Source organism: Mesorhizobium sp. M0052 (assembly GCF_040323255.1).
Classification (GTDB): Bacteria; Pseudomonadota; Alphaproteobacteria; order Rhizobiales; family Rhizobiaceae; genus Mesorhizobium.
The window spans coordinates 173221-197264 of record NZ_JAMYUS010000011.1 but is presented as its reverse complement, the minus strand read 5'-3'; the positions used below and the strand labels follow the sequence as shown (position 1 = coordinate 197264).

The 24044-nt window shown below is 62.4% G+C and carries 25 protein-coding genes and 1 pseudogene; 7 read left to right on the top strand and 19 right to left on the bottom strand.

All coding sequences use genetic code 11. From position 1 onward, the window contains the following. Positions 1–21 precede the first annotated feature (21 nt). From NKJ77_RS17220 to NKJ77_RS17210, 3 genes are all read left to right on the top strand, one after another. Entirely contained in the window at positions 22–774 is a 753-nt protein-coding gene (locus NKJ77_RS17220; RefSeq protein WP_023682911.1) for a heme ABC transporter permease, read from the top strand. Between the two features lie 194 nt (positions 775–968). Continuing rightward, positions 969–1640 carry an outer membrane protein gene (locus NKJ77_RS17215; protein ID WP_023742739.1) on the top strand — a complete coding sequence of 224 codons (672 nt, stop codon included), beginning with the start codon at positions 969–971 and terminating at the stop codon, positions 1638–1640. Between the two features lie 35 nt (positions 1641–1675). Further along, positions 1676–3307 (top strand): tetratricopeptide repeat-containing sulfotransferase family protein, encoded by a 1632-nt coding sequence (locus tag NKJ77_RS17210; protein ID WP_352535506.1) that lies wholly within the window; start codon positions 1676–1678, stop codon positions 3305–3307. Between the two features lie 47 nt (positions 3308–3354). On the opposite strand, the gene NKJ77_RS17205 is transcribed toward NKJ77_RS17210, so the two are convergent. The 3 genes and pseudogenes from NKJ77_RS17205 to NKJ77_RS17195 form a co-directional block, all read right to left on the bottom strand. After that, positions 3355–3651: an addiction module antidote protein gene (locus NKJ77_RS17205; protein ID WP_023672893.1), complete on the bottom strand. Its 297-nt coding sequence runs from the start codon at positions 3649–3651 to the stop codon at positions 3355–3357. Further along, positions 3644–3948, bottom strand: a pseudogene (locus NKJ77_RS17200) (type II toxin-antitoxin system RelE/ParE family toxin). The gene NKJ77_RS17205 and the pseudogene NKJ77_RS17200 overlap by 8 nt, the downstream one beginning before the upstream one ends. 69 nt (positions 3949–4017) lie before the next feature. Continuing rightward, complete coding sequence (locus NKJ77_RS17195) at positions 4018–5076, bottom strand: D-TA family PLP-dependent enzyme (protein WP_023831558.1); 1059 nt, start codon at positions 5074–5076, stop codon at positions 4018–4020. A 150-nt stretch (positions 5077–5226) separates the two neighbouring features. On the opposite strand from NKJ77_RS17195, the gene NKJ77_RS17190 reads away from it, so the two are divergent. Further along, positions 5227–5913 (top strand): D-lyxose/D-mannose family sugar isomerase, encoded by a 687-nt coding sequence (locus NKJ77_RS17190; protein ID WP_023694398.1) that lies wholly within the window; start codon positions 5227–5229, stop codon positions 5911–5913. A 7-nt stretch (positions 5914–5920) separates the two neighbouring features. Here the strand turns inward: NKJ77_RS17190 and NKJ77_RS17185 are convergent, their stop codons facing one another. From NKJ77_RS17185 to NKJ77_RS17155, 7 genes are read right to left on the bottom strand one after another with little or no spacing between them, the layout of a single operon-like run. Beyond that, a complete protein-coding gene (locus NKJ77_RS17185) occupies positions 5921–6274 on the bottom strand; it encodes a hypothetical protein (protein ID WP_023702292.1) in 354 nt (117 codons plus the stop codon). Between the two features lie 13 nt (positions 6275–6287). After that, the gene (locus tag NKJ77_RS17180; protein ID WP_023831559.1) at positions 6288–7154 is read right to left on the bottom strand and encodes an RDD family protein; all 867 of its coding nucleotides are present in this window, start codon (positions 7152–7154) and stop codon (positions 6288–6290) included. Continuing rightward, positions 7141–8160 carry a stage II sporulation protein M gene (locus tag NKJ77_RS17175; protein ID WP_023831560.1) on the bottom strand — a complete coding sequence of 340 codons (1020 nt, stop codon included), beginning with the start codon at positions 8158–8160 and terminating at the stop codon, positions 7141–7143. Before NKJ77_RS17175 ends, NKJ77_RS17180 begins: the two co-directional genes overlap by 14 nt. After that, positions 8157–9467 (bottom strand): DUF58 domain-containing protein, encoded by a 1311-nt coding sequence (locus NKJ77_RS17170; RefSeq protein WP_023826105.1) that lies wholly within the window; start codon positions 9465–9467, stop codon positions 8157–8159. Before NKJ77_RS17170 ends, NKJ77_RS17175 begins: the two co-directional genes overlap by 4 nt. Next, positions 9464–10420: an AAA family ATPase gene (locus NKJ77_RS17165; RefSeq protein ID WP_352535505.1), complete on the bottom strand. Its 957-nt coding sequence runs from the start codon at positions 10418–10420 to the stop codon at positions 9464–9466. The genes NKJ77_RS17170 and NKJ77_RS17165 overlap by 4 nt, the downstream gene beginning before the upstream one ends. Beyond that, positions 10407–11612 carry a hypothetical protein gene (locus NKJ77_RS17160; protein WP_023831561.1) on the bottom strand — a complete coding sequence of 402 codons (1206 nt, stop codon included), beginning with the start codon at positions 11610–11612 and terminating at the stop codon, positions 10407–10409. The genes NKJ77_RS17165 and NKJ77_RS17160 overlap by 14 nt, the downstream gene beginning before the upstream one ends. Beyond that, a complete protein-coding gene (locus NKJ77_RS17155; protein WP_023831562.1) occupies positions 11609–12241 on the bottom strand; it encodes a DUF4129 domain-containing protein in 633 nt (210 codons plus the stop codon). Before NKJ77_RS17155 ends, NKJ77_RS17160 begins: the two co-directional genes overlap by 4 nt. Before the next feature lie 144 nt (positions 12242–12385). On the opposite strand from NKJ77_RS17155, the gene NKJ77_RS17150 reads away from it, so the two are divergent. After that, positions 12386–13243 carry a hypothetical protein gene (locus tag NKJ77_RS17150; RefSeq protein ID WP_031195461.1) on the top strand — a complete coding sequence of 286 codons (858 nt, stop codon included), beginning with the start codon at positions 12386–12388 and terminating at the stop codon, positions 13241–13243. 267 nt (positions 13244–13510) lie between these two features. After that, complete coding sequence (locus NKJ77_RS17145) at positions 13511–14173, top strand: hypothetical protein (RefSeq protein WP_352535504.1); 663 nt, start codon at positions 13511–13513, stop codon at positions 14171–14173. 38 nt (positions 14174–14211) lie between these two features. Here the strand turns inward: NKJ77_RS17145 and NKJ77_RS17140 are convergent, their stop codons facing one another. From NKJ77_RS17140 to NKJ77_RS17105, 8 genes are all read right to left on the bottom strand, one after another. After that, positions 14212–14565: a tetratricopeptide repeat protein gene (locus NKJ77_RS17140; protein WP_023831564.1), complete on the bottom strand. Its 354-nt coding sequence runs from the start codon at positions 14563–14565 to the stop codon at positions 14212–14214. A 53-nt stretch (positions 14566–14618) separates the two neighbouring features. Further along, positions 14619–15191 carry an abortive infection family protein gene (locus NKJ77_RS17135; RefSeq protein WP_050589903.1) on the bottom strand — a complete coding sequence of 191 codons (573 nt, stop codon included), beginning with the start codon at positions 15189–15191 and terminating at the stop codon, positions 14619–14621. Positions 15192–15289: 98 nt separating this feature from the next. Further along, positions 15290–15562 carry a hypothetical protein gene (locus NKJ77_RS17130; protein ID WP_031195464.1) on the bottom strand — a complete coding sequence of 91 codons (273 nt, stop codon included), beginning with the start codon at positions 15560–15562 and terminating at the stop codon, positions 15290–15292. 129 nt (positions 15563–15691) lie between these two features. Next, positions 15692–17332, bottom strand: a complete 1641-nt coding sequence (locus NKJ77_RS17125; RefSeq protein ID WP_352535503.1) for an ABC transporter substrate-binding protein — start codon at positions 17330–17332, stop codon at positions 15692–15694. Positions 17333–17747: 415 nt separating this feature from the next. Then, positions 17748–18734 (bottom strand): alpha/beta hydrolase, encoded by a 987-nt coding sequence (locus tag NKJ77_RS17120; protein ID WP_352535502.1) that lies wholly within the window; start codon positions 18732–18734, stop codon positions 17748–17750. 3 nt (positions 18735–18737) lie between these two features. Beyond that, the gene (locus NKJ77_RS17115) at positions 18738–19415 is read right to left on the bottom strand and encodes an isochorismatase family protein (protein WP_352535501.1); all 678 of its coding nucleotides are present in this window, start codon (positions 19413–19415) and stop codon (positions 18738–18740) included. 337 nt (positions 19416–19752) lie between these two features. Further along, the gene (locus tag NKJ77_RS17110) at positions 19753–21057 is read right to left on the bottom strand and encodes a M24 family metallopeptidase (protein WP_352535500.1); all 1305 of its coding nucleotides are present in this window, start codon (positions 21055–21057) and stop codon (positions 19753–19755) included. 325 nt (positions 21058–21382) lie between these two features. Further along, complete coding sequence (locus NKJ77_RS17105; RefSeq protein ID WP_352535515.1) at positions 21383–22279, bottom strand: GlxA family transcriptional regulator; 897 nt, start codon at positions 22277–22279, stop codon at positions 21383–21385. A 183-nt stretch (positions 22280–22462) separates the two neighbouring features. On the opposite strand from NKJ77_RS17105, the gene msrC reads away from it, so the two are divergent. Further along, a complete protein-coding gene (gene msrC / locus NKJ77_RS17100) occupies positions 22463–22960 on the top strand; it encodes a free L-methionine (R)-S-oxide reductase MsrC (protein ID WP_023698045.1) in 498 nt (165 codons plus the stop codon). On the opposite strand, the gene NKJ77_RS17095 is transcribed toward msrC, so the two are convergent. Then, positions 22957–23991 (bottom strand): YeiH family protein, encoded by a 1035-nt coding sequence (locus tag NKJ77_RS17095; RefSeq protein ID WP_502902133.1) that lies wholly within the window; start codon positions 23989–23991, stop codon positions 22957–22959. The two genes, msrC and NKJ77_RS17095, sit on opposite strands and share 4 nt — an antisense overlap. Positions 23992–24044: the final 53 nt, after the last annotated feature.

Here is a 24044-nt window from a genome sequence, read left to right as displayed (position 1 = left end):
CCGCCGGTCTATCTAGACCTTATGAGCGACACCTCCTCACGCCTCGCCGGCTGGACCGACCTCGCCAACCCGACGCGCTTTGTCGGGCTGGCCGACAGGCTGGTGCCGTGGCTGGCGTCGATCGCCGCGATCCTGCTCGCCATCGGTCTCTATATGAGCTTTGCCGCGCCTGAGGATTTCCAGCAAGGCATCACGGTGCGCATCATGTATATCCACGTGCCTTTCGCCTGGCTCGCCATGATGTGCTACACGGTGATGGCGGTCGCCGCGCTCGGTACGCTGGTCTGGCGCCATCCCTTGGCCGATGTCGCCCTGAAATCGGCAGCCCCGATCGGCGCCACCTTCACCGCGCTTGCGCTGGTCACCGGCTCCATCTGGGGCAAGCCGATGTGGGGCACCTGGTGGGTCTGGGACGCGCGTCTGACCTCGGTCTTCATCCTCTTTCTTATGTATCTCGGCATCATCGCGCTGACGCGTGCGCTCGACGACGCCAGCCGTGCCGCCTGGGCCGCCGCCATCATCACGCTCGTCGGCTTCATCAACATCCCGATCATCAAATTCTCGGTCGACTGGTGGAACACGCTGCACCAGCCGGCCTCGGTGTTCCGGCTCGGCGGACCGACGATCGATCCCAGCCTGCTATGGCCGCTGCTGGTGATGGCGCTCGGCTTCACCGTGCTGTTCTTCGCGCTGCACCTGACGGCGATGCGCACCGAGATCCGCCGTCGGCGAGTGATCGCCATGCGCAGGGTGGCAGCACGGCAGGCCGACTAGCGCGATTTTCAAAACCGAAGCCATACGCCTGCCGCCAAACATTAGCATGTGCTGCTATGTTGCGGTGCAGCAACAAGAATTCTCAAAAGATTGTTCCCGACTTCGCTTGGCTCCTTGATCTCGTTTGCTTTCTTGACAGCTCGGCCGCGAAGCAAGAGTGATACCAGTCACTAGTTGTAGCGAGGGAATCGGCGATGAAACTGCGCTTGTTGGCTGGCGTCTCGACATTTGCATTGGCGCTTGGTTGGAGTTCGGCCTACGCCGCCGACGCGATTGTCGACGTTCCGAGGGCGGAGGATCTCTGGTACGTCACGCTCTTCGGCGGCGCCAGTTTCCCGAACCATGTGAAAACGGACTACAATGGTACTGGCTATTCAGTCGATCTTGATACCGGGTTCGTAATCGGCGGCGCTGTCGGTCGGCGCATCAACGATGTGTTTCGTGTCGAAGGCGAACTGTCCTACGCGCGCTACAAGGCAAGCGAATACAGCTACACGGGCGTCGGCAACTATCCGGCTTCCGGCAATCTGTCGGCCACCTATCTTCTCGCCAACGTCTGGGCCGATGTTGCGCATTTTGGTGATGCCAAACTCTATGTCGGCGGCGGTGTCGGCGCGGCCTATGTTACCGCCGATACTCACTTTGATGGCCACGCCTTTGGATACGGGCCTGGCGGCTGGGGTTTCGCCGGCCAAGTGGGCGCCGGTGTTACCTACGCGGTAACGCAGAATGTCGACCTCGATTTCGGTTACCGCTTTAAGGCCGTGACAAGCGTGGATCTAGACGACAATGATGGCGGCGGCACATACGAGAACGCCAAATTGTACTCCCACAATCTCCAGCTTGGCGTAACCCTGAAGTTCTGATTGGTTCGTCGCAGGCCGCGACCGGGATTTGACGGATGCCGCTCTTGCCACGCCGGCAACCCCTGGGCCTGCCGGCAATGATCCCAGCCTCGCTGCCGACCGCCGGTGAGCCGGCGGAAATGACATTGCAGCGCGGCATCGACCTGCAACGGCGCAAGCGTTTTCGCGAGGCCGAGTTCTGCTACCAGACGGTGCTTCGCACGCAGCCCAAAAATGCCATGGCGCTGAACCTGATGGGCACGCTCGCCATCGAGGCCGAGCATCATGACGCCGCCATTGCCTATATGGAAAGGGCGGTCAAGCTCGAACCGGACAACGCCATCTTCCGCAACAATCTCGGCAATGCCTACAATGTCACCGGCAACGTCGACAAGGCGCGCAGACATCTGAGAAAGGCGATCGAGCTCGACGGAGGGCTCATCGAAGCGCTGTGCAATCTCGGCCGCTCCTACCGCAGCCAGCTCGAGGGCGACATTGCCGAAGGGTTCTATCGCCAGGCGCTGGCTATCGACGGCCAGTCGGTGATGGCACTTGCCGGTATGGGCGATTTGCTCACCGACATTGGCCGGCCGGCCGAGGCGGTCGAATGCTTCAGCAAGGCCCTTGCCATCGACCCGGGCCATGTCGAGGCGCTGGCTGGAATGGCGCTTGCGCGCCGGGCGGTCAAGGACGATCCGACGTTGCCTTTGGTGCTGAAACGCCTGGAATTGCCGACAACCACCGATCGCGAGCGGGTAGTGCTGCACCACGCCGCCGGCAAGATGCTCAATGATCAGCGCGAGTATAGCCCGGCCATCCGCCATTTCGCGAGGGCCAAGGCGATTTCCGGCAATGATTTCGACATCGACCGGCACACCCAGCTTTACGACAGCTTCATCGACACTTTCGACGCCGGCTTCTTCGAGGCGCGAGCCAATTTGGGAAATCCATCCAGACGCCCGGTCTTCATCGTCGGCATGCCACGGTCGGGAACGACGCTGACCGAGCAGATATGCGCCAGTCATCGCGATATCCATGGCGCCGGGGAGTTGTCGACCATTCGTTCACTTGCCGGCGAACTTGGGTTCGACAAGCTCGACCCAGCCATTTTCACCAAGGCCATGGCGGCGCTCACTGCAGCCAAGGCCAAGGAGCTTGGATCGAAATATCTCGACGATCTCAAAAAGCGCAACAACACGGTGCGGCTTGTCGTCGACAAGATGCCGCACAATTTCGAGCTGCTGGCCTTCATCAGCCTGATCTTGCCGAATGCCCGCATCATCCATTGCCGGCGTGACCCGATGGACAATTGCGCGTCCTGTTTCATGCATAATTTTTCCGAGGCGCACGGCTATAATGCCGGTCTTACCAAGCTTGGGCAGTATTACCGGCAGTATGACCGCCTGATGCGCCATTGGACCAAGGTCATCCCGCTGAATATCCACGACATGCCCTACGAAGAAACGGTCGCCGATTTCGAAAATCGCGCCCGTGGATTGATCGGATTCCTCGGCGTTGAGTGGGACGATGCCTGCCTGCGTTTCAACGAGACCGAGCGCACCGTGCGGACGCCGAGCCGCTGGCAGGTGCGCCAGCCGATCTATTCATCCTCGGTCGAGCGCTGGAAGCTGTATGGCGACGCGCTGGATCCGCTGAAGGCGGCGCTGGGTCCGGTTTATCCGTCCTGATTTCAGTTGGCCCGAACAACCTCGCGCTCGACGCGCGCTGGCGTAGATTAGACCTGAGTTGCATCGTGCTTTGGGGCCAAATGAAAGCCGAATGCTTTCATGACCGCCAGTGTGGTTTCCAGCGTAGGATTACCGTTTTCGCTGAGCGAGGTATAAAGATGCTCGCGAGCCAAGCCGGTCTTTCTGGCAATGTTGCTCATCCCCTTGGCGCGGGCAACGACACCGAGGGCGGACGCGACGAATTTGGCGTCTCCGGTTTCCATTGCCTCTGCCAGAAACGCCTCGATTGCCGTATCGGAATCGAGCATTTCGGCGGGATCGAAATCATAGATTTTTTCAACCATTGTCGTCACTCCATTCTACGGCCAGGCGCTTTGCTGTCCGTATGTCGGTTTCTTGTGAACTTTTATCCCCGCCGCACAGGAGCAGGATGACCGTTTCACCGCGCTTGTGAAAATAAACGCGATAGCCGGGCCCATAGTGAATGCGCAATTCACTGATGCCTTCACCCACTGGGGCCCGTCGCCGGGATTTCCTACAATCAAACGTTGCAGCCGAACGGCAATTGCCGCCTTGGCTCTTCCGTCTTTCAGCTTTTGGTGCCACCTCCGAAAGGTGGCTGTCTGCTTCAGGATTGCCATGGTGACTAGTAAGTTATAAATTACAATTCGTCAATGTCGAAATAGGGCGAGCCTCCAAAACGAAAAGCCTCACCCCATCCGCCCACGCGCTTCCACCTTCAGCGTTTCCAGCACCTTGTCACCGTCGATCAGATGCACCTGGTCGAACAGGTTGGTCACGACGCAGCAATGATCAGGCACCACGCGCACGCGCTCGCCAATGCGAAGCTTCGCACCATTTCCAAGCGTGACCGTGCCATGTTCCTCGCTCAAGCTGGTGACGCGGGCGCCGGGCATGCCGAGCAGCTCGCCAAAATCGGCGAGCCCCAGCGTGTCGCTGGACAGCGCCTTGCTGCCGCTGTCGAGGATGGCGCGGGCCGGCGTCGGATGGCTGACCACTGTGGCGAGCACCGTCAGCGCACAATCGTCGAGCGTGCCGACGCCTTTGGCGACCTGGTAACGGTCGAGGTAGATGTAGGTGCCGGGGCGGTATTCGGTCACCGCGCTGTCCTCGCCCGAGCGCCACATGTCAGGCGTGCCGCCGCTGGAGATGCGGTCACAGGCGAGACCCGAGGCCGCGAGCGTTTGTTTGGCGCCGGCCAGCCAGGATTCAGCCTCGGCGGCGCGGCCGGCCGCGGGGTAGGTCATCAGCCCGCCGAAGGTGAGCCCCTTGGCTTGGTCGATCAACTTCGCCAGTGCCAGCGCCTCGGCGGCGCTTTGCACACCACAACGGCCCATGCCGGTGTCGCATTCGACCAGGACGGGCAGGGGGTGCTCTGCATCGGTGAAGGTGGCGGCGAGCCCTTCCAGCGTTTCGCGGCTGTCGGCCGTCACTGACAGTGTCACACGGCCATGCAGCGCCTTGAGGCGCTCCAGCTTGGCGCGGCCAAGGATGTTGTAGGGCAGAAAAATATCGGTCAGCCCGGCATCGGCCATCACCTCGGCTTCGCCGATCTTCTGGCAGGTGATGCCGACCGCACCTGCCGCCACCTGCTTCTTCGCCCAATAAGGCAGCTTGTGCGTCTTGATGTGCGGCCTGAGTTTCAGCCCGTGGCGGTCGGCATGCGCCTGCGCTCGTGTGATGTTGGCTTCGGCGCGGGCTGCGTCGATGAGGATCGCCGGCGTGTCGAGGTCGTCTATGCCTTGCATGAAATATCACCCTGGGAAATCTGGCTGACTTATGGCCCCGATCCGCACGGATGTCATGGGGCCAGCACGCAGTTTGCGTCGACACCGCAGCGCTGTTCGGCTATGCGCTTCAGATAACTCCAGGGAACGCGACGCGAAGGGATCACGATCATGAAACGCTCCACCGTCAACGACATCATCCGCGATGCAGACGCCTTCATCCGCTCGTTCGGCTACATCATGCCGCCCTTCGCCTACTGGAGCCCGGAAGAGATGAAGGCGCGCAAGGCCGACTCCGCCGCCATTTTCACCTCGCGGCTCGGTTGGGACATCACCGATTACGGCCAGGAAAAATTCGACGAACTCGGCCTGTTCCTGTTCACCGTTCGCAACGGCGTCTATGCCGACATGAAGAAGGGCATGGGCATGCTTTATGCCGAGAAGATCATGATCTCGCGCAAGGATCAGCTGTCGCCGATGCATCGCCACAACATCAAGGCCGAGGACATCATCAACCGCGGCGGCGGCAAGCTCGTGCTGGAACTGTTCATGCATGATCGCGACGGCGGCATCGATCCGAAGGCCGAAGTGACGGTGCCGGTCGACGGCACCATCCACAGGCTGCCGGCAGGCGGGCTGTTGAAGCTCGACCCGGGCCAGAGCGTGACCCTGCTGCCCGGCGTCTGGCACGCCTTCTGGGCCGAGGGCAAGGATGTGCTGATCGGCGAAGTATCGACCGTCAATGACGATCTCACCGACAACGTCTTCCGCGAACCGATCGGCCGCTTCTCCAACATCGACGAGGATGTCGCGCCGGTGCACCTTTTGGTGTCCGACTATGAGAAGTGGGTGGGGTAGGCGATGCCTAATCGCCCCAATTCACCTGCTGAAAGAACGTCCAGATGCTGATCGTGCTGTCATCCCGATCGCTCGTGCTGTGCAGCGTCAGGACAATATCCACGGTGGGCGGCGCCTTGATCAAGACTGTGATCAGGCGCGCGCTGCCGTCAGGCACGATACCTATGCCTGAGGTCATTTCCCAATTTCCGTCGGCTTGCTGAAGTCGGGAAGAAGTATCTCCGAATTGCTCCCTCATCGATGCATCGTTTGGAAACGGTTCGTCGGTGAGTTCTGCAAATTCCTTCCAGGATCCGGAGACTGCCGCCTGAATGGCGCGTTCTATTCTGGCTTTTTCCGCTTCGCTAACTTGAGCCGGCATCCCGAACTCCGATCTACCGCTGGTACTTATCCGCCTTACGCGTCCCCAGCAAAAGCTTGCGCTCAAGCTGTGCCCGCAGCTCGCCATAATAGGCGGTGAGGAAGGCCCTGGAATCGACCGGCTCGATCGTCATGCCGATCTTGCGCCCGATCGTTTCGGCCACGGCTTTCAGCGCGAAATAGTCGTCGCGGCGCAGCACCTCTTCCAGCTTGTGCAGTTCGGCGATGCCATAGGCATCGAGCTGCGCCTGGGTGAAGCGGAAGGCGCGGGTGGTGGTATCCTGGCGTTGCGACAGGTCTTCGACCAGCGCCAGCTTGGGCGCCTCCACCACCCAGGTTCCGGCCAGCAGGTCGCCGATGCGCATGCGGTCGCGGTTGAACAGCGGGAAGAGCGCAAACAGCAGCGTCCACACCAGCCCGAAGATCGTCGACAGCGTGTCGGCGAGCCCCATCTGGCTGCGGCCTAGGATGATCGACAGCGGCAGGAAGATCTCGATCTCGCGCATCAGGTTGCGGGCAATGACCTGATCGATCGACAGGCCGGCGCCGCTGCGCGATGCCACCCGGATGCCGAGCATCCGTTTGCCGGGTGTGGCGGCGCGGCGGCCGGCTTCGAAGACGATGAAATAGGCGTTGCGCAGGAAGAAGATCAGGATGATCCAGACGATGAACAGCGGCTGCGCGCCTTCGCCTTTGAGGCCGGCCAGCCCGAACAGTGCAATGATCGAGATCACGATCGCCGTGACGATGATGATGACAAAGTCGAGCAGGAAGGCGGCGGCGCGGGTGCCGGCATCGGCGAGCTTGATCCGGAGATCGACCCCTTCCGGCGTGATCAGCGGCCGTATCGTCGAGACGGTAGCACGCCTAGCGGTCGCCATGCCGCACCACCCTGAACACATAGAAATAACAGAGCCACAGCGTCAGCATGCCGCCGCCAATGGCGTAGCGTGTCACGTCGCTGGTGATCACCTGCCGACCGATGCCTTCGAGCAGGCCGGCAAACAAAAGCATGATCGTCACGCCGACCATGGTGGTGGCGGCCACGCGCCCGGCATCGGCAGCAGCCGTCATCCGCGTCAGTTCGCCGGGGAAGGCGAAGCGCGTGCCGATGCGCATGCCGGCGGCGCCCGCCAAGGCGATCGCGAACATCTCGGTGGTGCCATGGATGGACAGCCATCCGCCCAACTCCAGGCCGAGATCCTTGGCGACGTAGATCTGGAACATCGCGCCAAGCAGGCAGCCATTCATCAGGATCAAGAGCACGCTCGGCACCGCGAAGGCAAAGCCCAGCGCGAAGGCCAGGATCGCCACCTGGACATTGTGCGTGAACAGATAGGCGGCGAAGCCCGACAGGAAATTATTCTCGGTGCCGTCATAAAGCACCTGCCGCAGCACTTCGGCCGAGGCATCCGGGTTGCGCCCGCCGGCCAGGCTCGGCGGAATGATGGCGTCGAACCAGCCCTTGTCTTTGGCCACCAGCCAGTAGCCGGCGCCGGCGCCGACAAAGGTCAGGACGACCGACAGCAAGGTCTCGCGCCACAAATCGCGAATGGCGTGTGGCCAGTCATGCAGGAAGAAGTCGCCGATGCGCTGCCGCAGGCCGCGACGTGCGCCATAGAGGTAGAAGTAGCCGCGCAGGCAAAGCGCTTCGAGATAGCTGACCAGCGCATTGTCGAGCGACGTCGCCCGCGCCACCGAAAGCGAGGACAGCGCCGAGCGGTAGAGCAGTGGCAGCGACAGCAGTTCGTCTTCCGACAGCGTGCGTGGCGCACGTTTCTCGACCCGGGCAAGCAGCGCCTCGAACGCCTTCCAGTCGGCCTCGCGCTCCGAACGGAAGCTCGCCAGCGACTGGCGCACCGCATCCTTGCCGACCAGCGCGTTCACAACAGATCCTCTCGCTTGAGCTCGAGATAGCGCTCGACCAGTGCCGGCCCGAGCCTCTGATGGTCGGCTTCGATGACATGCGCGCCGAGCAGCCTGAGCCTGCCGATGACGACCTGCCTTTCGCGCAGCAGCCCGCCGGCGACGACGGAGCGCGCCACATCCTCCGGTGCGTCCGGCGGCATGTCGGCCAGTGTCTCCAGTTCGACATCCTTCATCATCATGAACAGCACCAGATGCCGTTCGGTGAGCCGGCCGACGGTGCGCAGCATCAGTTCGGCGCTGATCGGATCGACGAAGTCGGTGAAGATGATCACCAGCGAACGCCGGTCGAGCTTTGCTGCAAGGGTCGTCAGCGCCAGGGTGAAATTGGTCTCTTCCGTGGAATAGTCGATTTCCGCCGCCCGCTTCTGGATCATGGCGAAGCTGGCGGAGCCGCGCACGGCGCCGCTGGAAACGCGCGGCCTCGCGTCGAAGCCGAACAGGGAAACCATGTCGCCGCCCTTCAGTGCGATGAACGCCGACAGCAAGGCGGCGGTGACGGCGCGGTCGACCTTCGGCACGCCGTCGACGGGCTCGCACATCAGCCGGCCGCTATCGATGGCCAGCACGATGTTGTTGTTCTCCTCGATGCGGAACTCGCGCGCCAGAAGCCTGCCGTGGCGGGCGCTGCGCTTCCAGTCGATCATCCGCCGGCCCATGCCGGGCTGGTAGTCCTTCAGCGCCTCGAACTCGCGGCCCTGGCCGGCGCGGCGTTGCGCATGGCCGTCGGGCAGCGACTGGCGCTGTAGAAGCGTGATTGCCTCGTCGCGGGCGCTGCTGACGTTGGGCAGCACCGCCACCTTGCCGTCCATCGGCAGCACCACCTGGTTCCAGACCAGCCCGAACGGCCCGCGCCAGCGCACCCACAGGCGATCGAACCTGGCAATGCCGCGCCGCAGCGCCTGAAATCTGAGATCGAGCGATGCGCTGCCGGCCTCGGCGGTCGATGCGCCGCCGGTGCCGCCCACCGGTTCCAGCCGCTCGTCATGGCCAAGACGAGCCTGCACGGCGCGCGGCCGTCCGCTGAGCCCGGCGGTGACATGGACGGTGAACTGGCCGCCGACGCTGACCTGTGGCGGGGCATTGATGCTGGCATCCAGCGAAGCCCGTCCGCGTCCGGCGGCGGCGTCCACGGCCAGGAAAGCAAGCAGCACGCAAATCCACAACAGGCCGAGATACCACAGAGACGGCAGTGCGAGCGCGATCAGGAAGGCCGGTATTGCACCTGCCGCACCTCCCCAAACTGCCCGGCCGCTCGGATAGATCAACGTGGCGCTTCCGTCTGGTCGACAAGGTCGGTGACGATCTGCTCGACCAGGCGGCCGTCGATCTGCGCCGCCGGCGACAGGATAACGCGATGGCGCAGCGCCGGCACGGCAAGCGCCTTGACGTCGTCGGGGATGACATAGGCGCGCCCGTCGAGCGCTGCCCGGGCGCGTGCGGCTCTCGCCAGCATGGCGCCCGCACGCGGGCTGGCGCCGACTTCCAGATCGGGGCTGGCGCGCGTGGCCCGCACCAGCCTTGCGATATAGTCCACGACGTCGTCGACAAGCGTGACCCCGCCGACGGTCGCCAACGCCTTTTCCACCGTCTTGCGGTCGGCCTGGGCCTTGATGCCGTACTGCTTGATGTCGTGCGAGGCGGTGCCGCCGCCATGGTGGATGATGATCGCCTTTTCCTCTTCCGGGCCGGGGTAGCTCACCCGGTGCTTGAACAGGAAACGGTCGAGCTGGGCTTCGGGCAGAGGATAGACGCCCTGGTGCTCGATTGGGTTCTGCGTCGCCACCACCATGAAGTTCGGGCCGAGCGCATGGGTGGTGCCGTCGAAGGTGACGGCATGCTCCTGCATCGCCTCCAGCAGGGCTGCCTGGGTCTTCGGCGGCGTTCGGTTGATCTCGTCGGCGAGCAGCAGATCGCAGAAGATCGGGCCGCGCGTCAGCGTGAACTGCCCGGTCTGGAAATTGTAGATGTTGGAACCGACGATATCGCCGGGCATCAGGTCGGGTGTGAACTGGATGCGGCCATAGGCGACGCCCAGCGCCTGGGCAAAGCAGCGCGCCGTCATCGTCTTGGCCGTGCCCGGCGGTCCCTCGATCAATATATGCCCGCCGGCGAACAATGCCGTGAGCATCAGATCGACCGTATCGTGTTGCCCGGTGATGGCCTTGGCCACCTCTTCCCTGATCTGTGTCGCCAGGGCCTTCACATCATCGACGTTCACCGAGCCTCCTTGCCGTCCAGTCGTGCAGCTTTTCGGCTGCATCATGCATTTGTGTCAGGGTCTTTGCCGCGTTCGCAGCTTGCAGGCGGGTCGTGAACCCGCCGGCTTCGTCCTTATCGCGGGAATCGAGCCAGCGGTCGAGCGCTTCGCCCTGCAAACCGTGCGGCGCGCCGAGCAGCGCGCCGGCGCGTACGCGTGCCAGTGCTCCATAGCGGTCGCCCAGTTCCTCCAGCCGGCCGGCGCGGCGCAACAGCATCGCCGTGGTGTCGACCAGCGCGCGTTTGCCGAAGGCGATGGCGCGCTGATCGGCCCGTGGCGGCCCGAACCGGCCAAGGCCATGCAGGAAGGCAAGTGCCGCCGCCGCCAGGATGGTCAGCGTCAGCGCCAGGAAGGGCGGCTCGACCAGAAGCTTGGCGAGATCGTATTTTCGCCCGACGCCATGCAGCGTCAGGTCGAACATGACAGCACCCTCTTCGGGCTGCAGGAGCTCGATCAGCTTGAGCGCCGCCGCCGCCTTGTCGGGATCTTTCAAGCCGGCGTTATTGATGAGATCGGGGTCCGTCAGAATGTAGAACCGCTCGTCTTCGACCTCGGTCAGCACGGCCTTGCCGTTGCCGGCGGCAATCAGCGGGTGTTCGTCGGCCACCCATTGCAACTGGTCGGGAACGCTGACCATTTGCCCTGAGACGTCGAGTTGCTTGACCGTGGTCTCACCTTCGCCGAGCTTGGCCTTGGCGATCCGGGCGAGCCAGTCGTTGACCACGACGTCCGGCAGCCGCTGGATCTTCATCTCCCAGCCCTCGTGCTGGAACAGCGGCAAGGTTGCCCATTTGGGCAGCACGAACAGCGTATCCATGCCCTTGCGAAGCTTGATGATGTTGGCAAGCGCATCCGGGTCGCTGTCGGGCGAAATGGTGACGATCAGCAGCATCTCGGTCTCGAGATCGCTGTCGGACCGCGCCATCAAGGGCGGCTCGCCGGTCAGCTTCAGCCATTGCGCCAGACCGGCATAGCCAATGCCGCTCTTCGACAACGGCGTTGCGCCGCCGACGCTCGGCTGGCGGAAGTCGGGCGCATAGGTGGACAAAAGGAAGAAGCCCGCCGCCGCGAGCAGGCTGGCAAAAATGCCCCAGAACAGCGTCCTGCGGCTGAACGGTTCCTGCTGGGCGATGTCGGCTGTCGCGTCGCTCACGTCCAGGCATCCCTGAAGACGAATCGCTCATAGGCGCTGCGCGCCTCCTGCCAGCCCTCGGGCCCGACCGGCCGGCGCGCGAACAGAGCGGCCTCGACGATGCGCGCGATCTGGGTAAAGGCGCCACGCGCCCGCATTGGCAGCGACGCCGCTCCCGCGATATCGCGCGCGGTCAGCGACGGGCGCAGAAAGTCGGGCAGGCGGCCGGCAATGTCGGCAACGCTGCGGCGCAGCAGGAGATGCACCGCCTCGTCATACTCGCCCCGGGCGGCGAGCGCATCGGCTTCCGACAACAGGATCTGCGCGGCGCCAACGTCGGGGTGCCATATCCCTTCCGCCTCGGTCACGCTCTTTTTGCGCCACCAGGGCAGGCGCCAGGCGACGCCTTTCACTTCAAGGACAATCAGCAGCAGAATGATCGCGGCACCTGTGATCACCGCGCCCCAGAACAGGTAGATCATGTACGGGCCGAGCCATTTCAGGAACTCGCCCAGCGGTTTCAGCCATTCGGGTGTCTCGGGTGGTCTGTAGGCCGGCAGGTCGAACTGGATCGAATCGTCTGACAGCAACTGCTTGTGCAGTTTGGCCAGCCATTCGGCTTGCGCAGCGTCCGGCTGTGCAGCAGTCACCTTTTCGCCCCCATGCAACCTGCGGTTCGCGGGCCGACACTGGCAATACGCCAAGGCAATTGCAAGCGGCGGCAACCGCAAGTATCAATATCGGTGATTTATACTTTCTGATTTCGGGTATCCATTAGTCGGGGGGAATGTAACATGACGTCAATCGCGAGCGAGCGGCCGGAACGGTTCAGCGTCGGCAGGGCTTTCAGCAATACGTTTTCGGTAATCGGACGCAGCTTCGTCCCACTTGCCGCCATCGTCGGCCTTTTTTCGACGCTGCCTGCGCTGCTGTACAACATCTGGAGCTTTAGACAGATTGCAAAGATAGCAGTACCTGGGGCGAGCTTCGAGCAATCGGCTATGGCGGGCTATGGTGCCGTTTCGATGATTGCCGGCCTGGTGCTCCTGATCTTGGCCTTTCTGGCGCAGGCGGCGCTGGTACGAGCGACAATCGAAGATTTGAACGGCAAGCGCCCGTCGATTGGCGATTGCATTCAGATAGCCCTGCGCAGCTTCCTCCCCACGCTCGGAATTGGTCTTGTGATCATCGTGGCAATGTTTCTGGTGGCGATGATATTAACGGTCATCACCATGGCCATCCCCATCGTCGGCGGTGTGATTGCACTTCTGTCGCTCATCCCCATAGCCATGTGGCTGATCAGCATATCGGTGGCTGTGCCCGTCGCAGTTCAGGAAAGGCCTGGCGTCTTCGCCTCGATTTCGCGAAGCAGGACGCTGACGAAGGGAAGCCGCTGGCGGATATTCGCGCTGTTTCTGGTCCTCGGCATTGTTGCGATAGGGCTACAAGTGGTTTTCACCTTGCTGTTTCAGGCTGCTATTGCGAGCGGCGGGATCAGCACGACCGGACTCATTGCCGCCGCCATCGGAAGCAGCCTGCTGTCGACAATCGTTTCGGCGGTGATTTCGGTGGCGATTGCCGTCACCTATGTCGAGCTGCGCCAGGTCAGGGAAGGCACCAGCGTCGACGAACTGGCGGAGATCTTCTCGTAACGAAGGTTTTGGCCCGAGAACAGCCAGTCATGTTGGCGCGATTGGCCGGGATCTAGCTCGGGCCGGAAGGGGTAATCGTGGCATCGACGGCCTCGGCGCGGCTTGAGAAGTTCCAGATCGGCAGGGTTTTCAACAACACCTTCGCCGTGATCGACCGCAATCCCGGTCTGATGATTGCTTTGGCGGCGCTTTTCCTGGTCCTCCCCCAGTTGCGCTCAATAATGGCGGCCCCAACGGCTACATCGCCACACCTCCACTCGGCGCGAAGTGGGTCATTATGAGCAGCTCGTTCTTATCGCTCGTTTTAAGCCTGATCTATTTCGTTTGCGCGCTGTTGTTCCAGTCCTCGCTGGTGCAAGCGACGATAGAGGACCTGAACGGCAAGCGCCCGGCGATCGGCGACTGCATCCAGATAGCCTTGCGCAGCATATTCCCGACGCTGGGGTGGGGCTGATTGTCTTTTTGGCCATGATCCTTGGCCTCATCGTGATGGGCATCGCCGGAATGTTGGTGCCGATCTTCGGAGCGATCATTGCCTTCGTGGTGTTGCTCGTTGCCGGCATCAGGTGGCTGCTCGGCATATCGGTTTCCGTGCCGGTGCTGATGCAGGAGCGGCTTGGCATGTTTGGCGCGATGTCGCGCAGCCGTGCTCTGACAAAGGGCAGCCGCTGGCCGATGTTCGGTGTCTTTCTGATCCTGTTTTTGGCGGCGCTTGCCTTCCAGATGATGTTTGCCTTGCTGATCGGCCTGATTTTCGCTTTCTTCAGCGGCCTCTCGACGGTCGCCCTGATTTTCGGCGCTATCGGAAGCGTCCTTATCGCGACGGTCGTGTCCACGGTGGCATCGGTGGCCATTGCGGTCGCCCATGTTGAACTGCGCCAGGTTAGGGAAGGCACCAGCGTAGACGAACTGGCGGAGATTTTCTCTTAGAAGGCGAAGCCAACTCGGCTGGTCGGGCGGCGGGGATTTCAGTGACAACAGCTTGGCCCCGCCTCCGCGCTCGTCCGACACAGGCACGACGAGGTGATCGCCACATCCCGCGCGAGCTGGACATGGTCGAAGCAGCGTTTGGCCGCACGGTCTGCCTCGTCCTTGCCGTGCTCGTTCCAGGTGAGGTTGTAAAAAGGCCCGGCGGCATAGGCGATGCCCCAATGGACGAAAGGGCAATCAGGATCGGTCTCCAGCGCCTTCTCGAAGCATTTTATGCCTTCCTCATGGTTGAAGCCGTAGCACCAGTTCAGCCCGATATCGAACCAGCGCTGCGTCTCGGCCGAGGCGGTGGAGATAGGGCGGCGATAGGTGCCGAGGTCGAAATGATCCATGTGTGATGCTAGATAGCGAGCCGTAATCAACAAGCCGCTAGCCTAGTCCTCAATTAGGGCAATGCTTGCTCTGATTTTGCCAGAAAGACTATCGCTGACGCAGTCATATTCAGAATGTATCCGGCGAGGTGATCCGGAACCTCGGTTTGCGATGTACCTTGCCCGTGACCGCTAAGTTTGTTCCTGCCCGTCGGCACGCCAGCTTCCAATGTCGTTCGCAGCGCACTGAAATGCGACTGCCAAAATGCCGGAATCAATCCTTGATCCAGCAGAACCTGCAAAAGCTTTGCCGCTGTGTCCGTTTTTTGAAAGGCCCATTTGCGCTTTTCACAGATGGCTTTCATGACACTTTCCAGCGCCTTGAGCGCTTCGTTCATTGCTTCCTTGCTGGCGCCTTTGCGGTAATGCGAATGCGCCTTCAGGAATTCGTCTTGGGCTCCTGCGTAGTGAGCTTCCTGCAAAAGGGAAAGCGCCGGTTTGACAGCTTCGCTATGGATGAGTTGCGAGTCTATTCGCAAAATCTCGCCATCGTACTCATAGCCAATGCCATGCTCTTTAAATCTGGCGTTAATTTCTTCTATGGCCGATTTTGCAAGAAATTCTTTCGGAAAAATGTCTATAGTCATATTTGCTTGCTCTATTCTCGATCAAACGACAGACTATTTCTATAGCGCTCAAGAACTGCTCAGTGTCCGTTTCGCTTAATACAAAGATTGTCACTTCATTAAGGTAATTGTTGTCGTTTTTGTTCGCTGACAGGGAGTTTAAATACTCCCATTTCTTTTCTAAGTATAGTTGTGACAATTTTGTAAGATTCTTGAACCCAATCGCCTCTGCCGTAGAAGTCGTCGTAAGCGGATTGGTCACCCAGGATTTCATGCATAATCTGGACGATCTGGACGCGCAGGGCGGGGGGCAAAGTGTCGTATGTGAAAACGTCTGGAACGTCCCCACGCAACTTTTTCTGGCGTTTGAAAAAGGTGTCGAAAATCGCCATGTGCCACCCACGCTAGCAACCGCTCAGAGGCAATGCCGATTTTCCGAAGGCCTGACAAGGCTTGGGGCGAATAATTCACCGGTATTGGTTCTTGGTTCGTTTCGGGATCGTATCCAATGCTTTTACGGATCATGCTTCCAGCCACACCTTCTCAAAGTGCTGCTCAAGCGACTGGTGCTGCTCGCAGCCTTGCACGCCCTTGCGGTAGGTGCGGTAGACGGAGCGCCAATAGGGCTGGATGATGATGCCGGAATCGCGCAGATTCTGCTCGATCCTGGCCATGATCTCCTTGCGCTGGGCGGCGTCCGGCGTTGCCAGCGCCTTGTCGAGAAGCGTGTCGAATTCCTTGTCGGCATAGGCGCTTTCGTTCCAGGCGGCGCCCGATTTATAGGCCAGCGCCAGCACCTGGACGCCGAGCGGGCGTCCCAGCCATTCGGTGGTGGAGAAGGGGTATTTGCTCCAGTCGTTCCAGAAGGTCGCGGCGGGCAGCACGGTTCGCTTGATCTTCAGGCCGGCCTCACGCATTTGCGCGGCGATCGCATCGCCGGTGCTCTTTTGCCATTCGACGTCGACCGAGATCAGCTCGAATTCGTGGTCCGTCTTGCCGGCCTCGGCGAGTAATTTCTTGGCCTGTTCCGTGTCGCGCTTGGCCGGGCCGATATCGGCAAATTCCGGGTGCATCGGGCCGACATGGTGATTGTCGGCAGGCTTCCCGCGGCCGCCGAGGCCGAGCGCCAGCACGGCCGAATTGTCGACCGCAAGCTGGGCGGCGCGGCGCACCTTGACGTCGTCATAGGGCGCGTTGCCGACATTGAAGCGGGCAACGATGGTCGAGCCGGTGGCGATCTCGGAATTCAACAAGCCCATCTGCTCGGTCTGCGACACGGCGTCGGACGCGGTCTCATGGTCGGTGTCGATCTCGCCGGATTCGAACGCCGACAGCATCGCGTTGGGGTCGGAGCCGTAATCGACCCATTTGATGCCGTCGAGGTAGAAGTCGCCCTTCCACCAGGGCTTGTCCTTGCGCTTCACCTCCGCACTGGTCTCTGCATTCCAGCTGACCAGTTCGCAAGGGCCGGTGGTGACTGCGAGCGCCTTCATCGGATCGTCGCCGCCCTCATAGGAGCGGTGCATGATCAGCGCGGGATAGTCGGCCATCCCTGCGATCAGCGAAATGTCGGGTTTCGGCAGATTGAGCTTTGCGGTGAAATCGTCGACCTTCTCGATGCCGCCATCGACCGGCGTCTTGGTGTCGGCATTGACCAGCGCGCCCATGCGCGCGGCGACCGAATTGCCGGCGACGGAAGCATCGCACCAGCGGGTGAGATTGTGGATGACGTCGTCGGCGTTGAAGGTGTCGCCGTTCGACCAGGCGATGCCCTTGCGCACATGCAGCGTCAGCGTCCTGGCGTCGTCGCTGGTTTCCCAGCTTTCGAGCAGCCACGGCTCGAAGGTGAAGTCGCGGTTCCAGCGCACCAGATATTCGTTGCAATGGCGCGCTACATTGGACATTTCGACGCCGTCGAAAGTACGTGGATCCTTGAAGCCCTTGACGTTCATGGCGACGCGCAAGGTGCCGCCGCGCTTCGGCTCCTCGGCCCGGGCGGGCGACGCGCTGAGGCCGCCCAATGCCAGTGCTCCGGCCGCGCTGACGCCGAAGCCAGCCATGATGGTGAGATATTCGCGCCGGTTGACGCCGCCTTTCCTGAAATCATCGGCAACGGGTTTGGCCTGCGGGTGCAAATTGCGGTCGGTCAGCATGAATTTCATCGTCGTTCCCTCTTTTGTTGGGCGCCCCGACGGTCCGCCTCCGCTGGGGGCGGATGCGATCATCGGGCGCCGTTGCCTGAGCAGGTGATGATAAAGCGGGCCGACACCGGGAAATGTTCGCTTTTCCGCAATTCTTGTGCACCGCTCCGCAGTGGTAGATGGCCAATCTCCCCCCCTTGTTGTGGGGGAGATGTCCGGCAGGACAGAGGGGGGCGCTGTCCCGCCATCCCGTCTGCCGACTGGAGTATCATCGCAGATAATCGTTGCGTTGATTTAGGATATTGAAGGGCCGCGATCCTTACGCCCCCTCTGGCCTGCCGGCTTTCGTCGTTCGGAAAGCCAAGCAATTGGCTTTCCATCCGCTACGCGGACCACTCCTCAACCCCCACGAGGGGGAGATCAGCGCTTCGCCGCCTCAATATGGCCAGTCGTTCTTGCCGAGCACGGCGACGGCGGCGATGGCTGCAAGCGTGCACACGAACGCCTCGCCGGCGCGCTGAACACTTTTGCGGGCGCGCAGAAAACTGTGCACCAGCCGCGGCTCCTCATACCACCAGGCGCGGCCGCCGGCGGCAACAATGCGGTCGCGATAGGTCTCGCCGTCCGATGACAGTGGATCGCACTGGGCAGTGATGATGACAGTCGGCGGCAGGCCGGAGAAGTCATTGTCGCTCAGCGGCGAAAAAGTCGGGTCGTCGGGCGACTGTGCCGGGGCAGCGCGAATGGTGCGGTAGAACGCGATGTCGCGCAGTGTCAACAGCGGTGCGTCGGCATGTTCGACATAGGAGCCGGCACTCTCGTCGCCGCCGAGGCCGGGATAGATCAGCACCTGGCCGACCGCCCGGCGCAGGTGGCGGCGCGAGGCGTGCGCGACCGCGGCGGCAAGGTTGCCGCCGGCGCTTTCGCCAACGAGCACGATCGGCAGGTCCGTTGTCACCGCCGCCCATTCGAACGCGGTCAGCGCGTCGTCGAAGGCGGCCGGGTGGGGATGTTCCGGCGCCAACCGGTAGTCGGCCGAGACAACGTCGAAACCGGTGCCGGCGCAGATCTCGGCGCAGATGTCGTCATGGCTGTCGAGCCCGCCCAGCACAAAGCCGCCGCCATGATAGTAGACGATGACGGCGCGCACGGGCTTGCCCGCCATCCGATAGTAGCGGATCGGGATGGCGTGTCCTTCATCGGCGGCGATGATGCCGTCGCTGGCCGAAACCCCCTTGGGATAACCCTGATGGAAGGCGCGGCACATCGCATCATAGACCGACCTTTGCTCGGCGATCGGAAGTTCGGCGATTTCGGGCGGGAACCAGTCATTGACCAGGTCGATATACTCCCACAGCGCCGGGTCGAGCAGGGTGGCGTATTTCCCCCGGCTGGCGATCTTGAGCTTGTGGACCGTGCCCATCTCTCAGAGCTCGCCGTAGAGCCGTTCAGCGTTTTCAAAGGTGAAGCGCAGCGGCACCGAGCCCTCGACCCGCCATGCATCGACGGTGTCGCCCGCCATCAGCCGGCACGCGTCTATCGTGTTGGTGACGGCGCCGCCATAGAGCCGGTTGGCAAGGTTGAGGATGGCGGTCTGGTGCATGGCGGCACTGCCGCTGCCGCAGGCATCCTTGACCAGAAGCACACGAAAGCCGGATGCGATCGCGTCCTTCACCGTGGCATCGATGCAGGCCTCGGTCCAGACGCCGGCGACGATCAGCCATTCGATGCCGCGCGCCTTGAGTTCGGTTGCGGCAGGCCCGCCGCCGAAGGCGCTGGCCTGCGTCTTGACCAGCATCGTCTCGCCGGCCGCGGGCGCCACTTCCGGGCAGATTTCCGTCAGCGGATCGCTCTTGTCGGAAAAAGCCGACTTGCCGTCGGCGTCGAGCGGATGGAACGGACGCGCTTTGGCGGTATCGACGACATAGATCCAGTGATAGAGCGGCACGAAGTTGCGCCGCGCCGCCGCCTGCAGGCGCTGGACGTTGGCCAGCACCTCGCCAAAACCTTCGACCAGATAGCGCTTGTCCTGCCGATGCTCTTCCTGGAGGTCGATGAACGCCGCGGCGACCGCGCCGCGTTTGATCGAGATGGGGCTTTTCATGCGGATAGGCCTTGGTTCGCGACCGCCGCCATTCCGTTCAGCGAAGTCGCGCAAACAGTGGTGATTGGCCGGTGCCTCCCCACCTTCGTCATCCACGGGCGAAGCAGGAGCGAAGCTCCGTCGCGGAGACCCGAGGATCCATGCCGTGACGCTGGTAGGAGAGTGCGGCGGAGCAGAACTTGCACCGTTGCGGCGCGGATGAGTCCCGGCATGGATCCTAGGGTCTGCGCCGCGTCGCTGCGCTCCTTGCTTCGCCCTAGGATGACGAAGGCATAGCTGCCGCGACTATTCCCGAAGGTTTGCGATACCGCGCTGACGTTAGTGAGGGACGCTGCGATCAAACCTGTTTCTCCAGAAACTCATCCTCGTAGGGAAAGCGCGACAACAATTCGGTGCCGGTGTCGGTGATCAGGATTTCGTCTTCCAGCTTGACGCCCTCGGGTCCGCCTTTCTCGCCGATATAGCTTTCCACGCTCACCACCATGCCGGGCACGACAACACCGTCGCGGCCGTAGGTTTCATAGTCCATGGCGTGCGCAATGAATGGCGTCTCGCCATGCATGCCGACGCCGTGCATCACCGAGGTATAGCGCTGGTCGACGAAACGGTCCGGGATTTTCCACGCCTTTTCGGCGATTTCGCGAAACGCCATGCCCGGCCTGACGATCGAAATGTTGTGCTGAACCTGGTCGTGCGCCATGCGGTAAAGCGATTTCTGATAGTCGGTCGGCTTGCCCGGCCCGCAGCGGAAGGTGCGCGAAAAATCGGAATAATAGCCATAGCAGCCGATCGTATCGGTATCGAGCGCCAGAAGCTCGCCCGGCCGGATCTTGCGGCCGCTGGCCTCGTTGAACCACGGATTGGTGCGCTGGCCCGAGGTGAGGAGCCTCGTCTCGATGAACTCGCCGCCCTGGCGGATCACCTCGCCATACATGATGGCGAACAGCTCATTTTCGGATACGCCGGGCTTGATTGCCTCGCGCACGGCGTAGACGGCAGCTTCCGCGCCGGCCATCGACACCTGCAGGCATTTGACTTCCTCGGGTGTTTTCACCGCGCGCACCGCCAGGATTTCGCCCTGACAATCCCTGATGTCGCAGCCGCGCTTTTCCAGCGCCAGCGCCTGCAAATGGCTGCAGCGGTCGAGCCCGAGCTTCATCGAGCCGCCGCCATGTTTCTTCAAAAGCTCGGCGATCTCGTCGGCGAAGGGGCCGGCGGTTTCGTCGTCGCGGCCCGACACCGAAGACCATACCAGCTTGGACGGGCGCGCCTCGTCGATCGTGTCGAGCACCATCGAGACATGGTAGCTCTGCGGGTATTCGAACAGCACGATCGGCCCGTCGGTCGGGATGAAGAAATACCGCGTCGAGTTGCGCAGGAAATAGCCGAACATGTTGCGCGAGCCGGTGGCATAGCGCTGGTTGTAGGGGTCGAACAAAACGACGCCCCCATAGCCCGCCTCGCGCATCCAGCCGCGCAGTTTCGCCAGCCGACCCTTGCGCAGCGCGTCGGCATCGATGAAGGACGGCTCGGTGTCCGACAGCCACATGCCACCGGCGGAGTCGGCCGCGACCGGGTGGCGCATGCGGTCCTTGAAATCCACATCCTCGGTGCTGTCGGGGTCGAAAACGACGATGCTCATTGGGTGCGCCTCCTGAAGGGCTAGACCATAGCCATGCGCCGAAAAATGTCTGTGCGAGAATCCGCAGATGTCGTGCGAAATGCCGCAAGAAGGGCATGCATACAAAGGGCAATGTTGCGATCCTTCGCGCCCCCCTCTGTCCTGCCGGACATCTCCCCCACAAGGAGGGAGATTAGCAGCTTTCGCGTCCCGCTCGCCCTGCAACGTTGGTGATTGGCGAAAGCCGAGGCGACATCTGATCTCCCCCCGTGTGGGGGAGATGTCCGGCAGGACAGAGGGGGGCGCTGTCCCGCCAACATCTCACCGCGTTAGCGCGCAGCGCCCTCTAATGCCGCCGCATCGCCTTCGGCGCGTGCCCATGCTCCTCGCGAAACGCTCGGGCAAAACTTGACATGGACGCGAAGCCGCAGGCCAGCGCCACGTCTCGCACCATCAGCGTCGAATGGGCCAACAGGTCGGCGGCGCGCCGTAGCCTGAGGCGCCGGTAATAGCCGTTGGGCGAAATGCTGAGCTCGGTGCGGAAATTGCGCTCCAGCTTGTCGGAGGAGACACCGAGCCTTGCCGCCAGCTCCGTCATGCCGAGCCGCTCTTCCACCGCATCCTCCATGATGGCGATGGCCGACAGCACCAGTTCGTTCTGGACGCCGGTGCGCAGCCTGAGCGGCATCAGCTTGCGGTCGACGCTCGAACGCAAGGGGCTGTGCACGAACCATTCGGCAACGCCCGCCGCGAGCTCGCCGCCATAATCGTTGGTGATGATCTCCAGCATCATGTCGAGGCTGCCGACGCCACCGGCCGAGGTGAAGCGTTTGCGGTCGATGACATAGAGATCGCGCCGAAGCTCGATATCCGGGAAGGCCTCCGTGAAGGCCGCCTGGCTGGTCCAGTGCAAGGTGCAAGCATGGCCGTCGAGCAAGCCGGCCCTGGCGAGGAAGAAGGCGGCGTCGGCCACCGCGCCGATTTGGGCGCCGGCGCGCAGGCTCCTGCGGATCCAGGCAACCGCATCGTCCGCGACAAGCAAGTCCGCATTGCCGCCGGAGCAGACGACGATGCGGTCGACCTTCGGTGCGCTCGAGGCTGAGAATCCCGGTTGTATGACAACCCCATTGGACGCCTCGACCGTGCCCTGGTCGGCGCCGACGATCACCCAGCGGTAACAATCGCGCTTGGCCAGCACATTGGCGGCGCGCAGCGGCTCGATCACCGAACTGAACGCCATCATCGGAAAGCCGGGAAAGACCAGCACAGCGAAGGTGAGGGGACCTTCGCTCGCTGCGGGTTGCGCCCGGTCGTGTGTTTGGCTGGCACGGTCGGTATTCACAATTGTGTATTTCCTGGGAGCGTCATTGGTGGCAGACAGGAAATGTAACGGGCTTTTTGGCCCGCCGGCAATGGAGACGACGCCATGTTTGCGGCCCAGACCATCGACAGCACCGACAAGCCGGCCTTCTACCGCGAACTGGCCACCCAGTTGAAGGCGCTGCTGGAAGGCGAGAGCGACTCCGTCGCCAACGCCGCCAACACATCGGCGCTGATCTTCCAGATGGTGCCCGATCTCAACTGGGCCGGCTTCTATTTCCTGGCCTCCGACGAGGAGCTGGTGCTCGGACCGTTCCAGGGCAAGCCGGCCTGCGTGCGCATCGCCGTCGGCAAGGGCGTGTGCGGCACCGCCATCGATCTCGAAATGTCGATGCTGGTCAAGGATGTGCATGAATTTGCCGGCCACATCGCTTGCGACGCCGACTCGCGCTCGGAACTCGTCGTGCTGCTGAGGGACAATGACGGCGTCTTCGGCCTGATCGACCTCGACAGCCCGGCGCCCGGCCGCTTCGACAAGGACGACCAGGCGGGCATCGAGGCGCTTGCCGCGATCTATGTCGCGGCGAGTTCGTTCGAGGATTAAGCGAACTTCACCAGCACCAGGCTGAAGCAGCCGATGAACAGGAAGGCGCAGGAGGCGAGCGCCAGCGGGCGAAGGCCGCGCGAGCGCAGCTGCGAAATGTTGGCCTGCAGACCCATGGCGGCGAGCCCCATGGTCAGCATGATGGTGGTGGCGAACGCCATGGCCGACTTCACTTCGGCCGGCACGGCAACCAGGCTGTTCAGCGCCACGACGGCGATGAAAGCGGCGACGAACCACGGCATCGGCGGCCGCGCACCGGATTGGTCGCTTGGGCGATCGCCATTGCTCTTGCGGCGCGCCATCAGGCCGAGCGCGATGACCATCGGCGCCAGCAGGGCGACGCGGGTCAGCTTGGCGACGGTGGCGATCTCGCCGGACTGGGCGCCGTTCTGGAAGCCGGCGCCGATGACCTGTGCCACCTCGTGGATCGAGGCGCCGGCCCACAGGCCGAATGCGTGCTGGTCGAGGCCGAGCACCGGCGCCAGCAGCGGAAAGCCGAGCATGGCGACGGTGCCGAACAGCGTGATCGAGGCGACGGCATAAGTGACGTCCTCGTCGCGCGCATCGGTGACGATGTTGGTGGCAACGATCGCCGAAGCGCCGCAGATCGAGGTGCCGGCGGCAATCAGCTGCGCCAGCTTGGCGTCGACGCCGATCAGCCGGCCAAGCGTAATGGTGAAGACGAAGGTCGCTCCAAGGGTCAGCGCCACGATGCCGACGCCGCCGGCGCCGATGGAGACAACCTGGCCGAGCGTCAGCTGAAAGCCGAGCAGCACGATGGCAAAGCGCAGCAGGCGCTTCTGCGAGAATGCAATGCCGGCCTTGGCGTGGGCGGGCGTGCCGAGCACGTTGGAATAGATCATGCCGGCGACGACGGCGAGGATCATCGGGCTGAACAGCGCGAAGCCGGAGACATTATGGGCCGAGAAGGCCACCCCCGTGATCATCGCCACCAGCACGATCCCGGGGATGACGCCATTCCACACGGAACCGAGCCGCTTCCGGCCCACGGCCAGATCGGCGGAAATCATGCTGATCGGAATATCGTTCGCTAGCTGGGCGGCGGAAGACAATGCAATTCTCC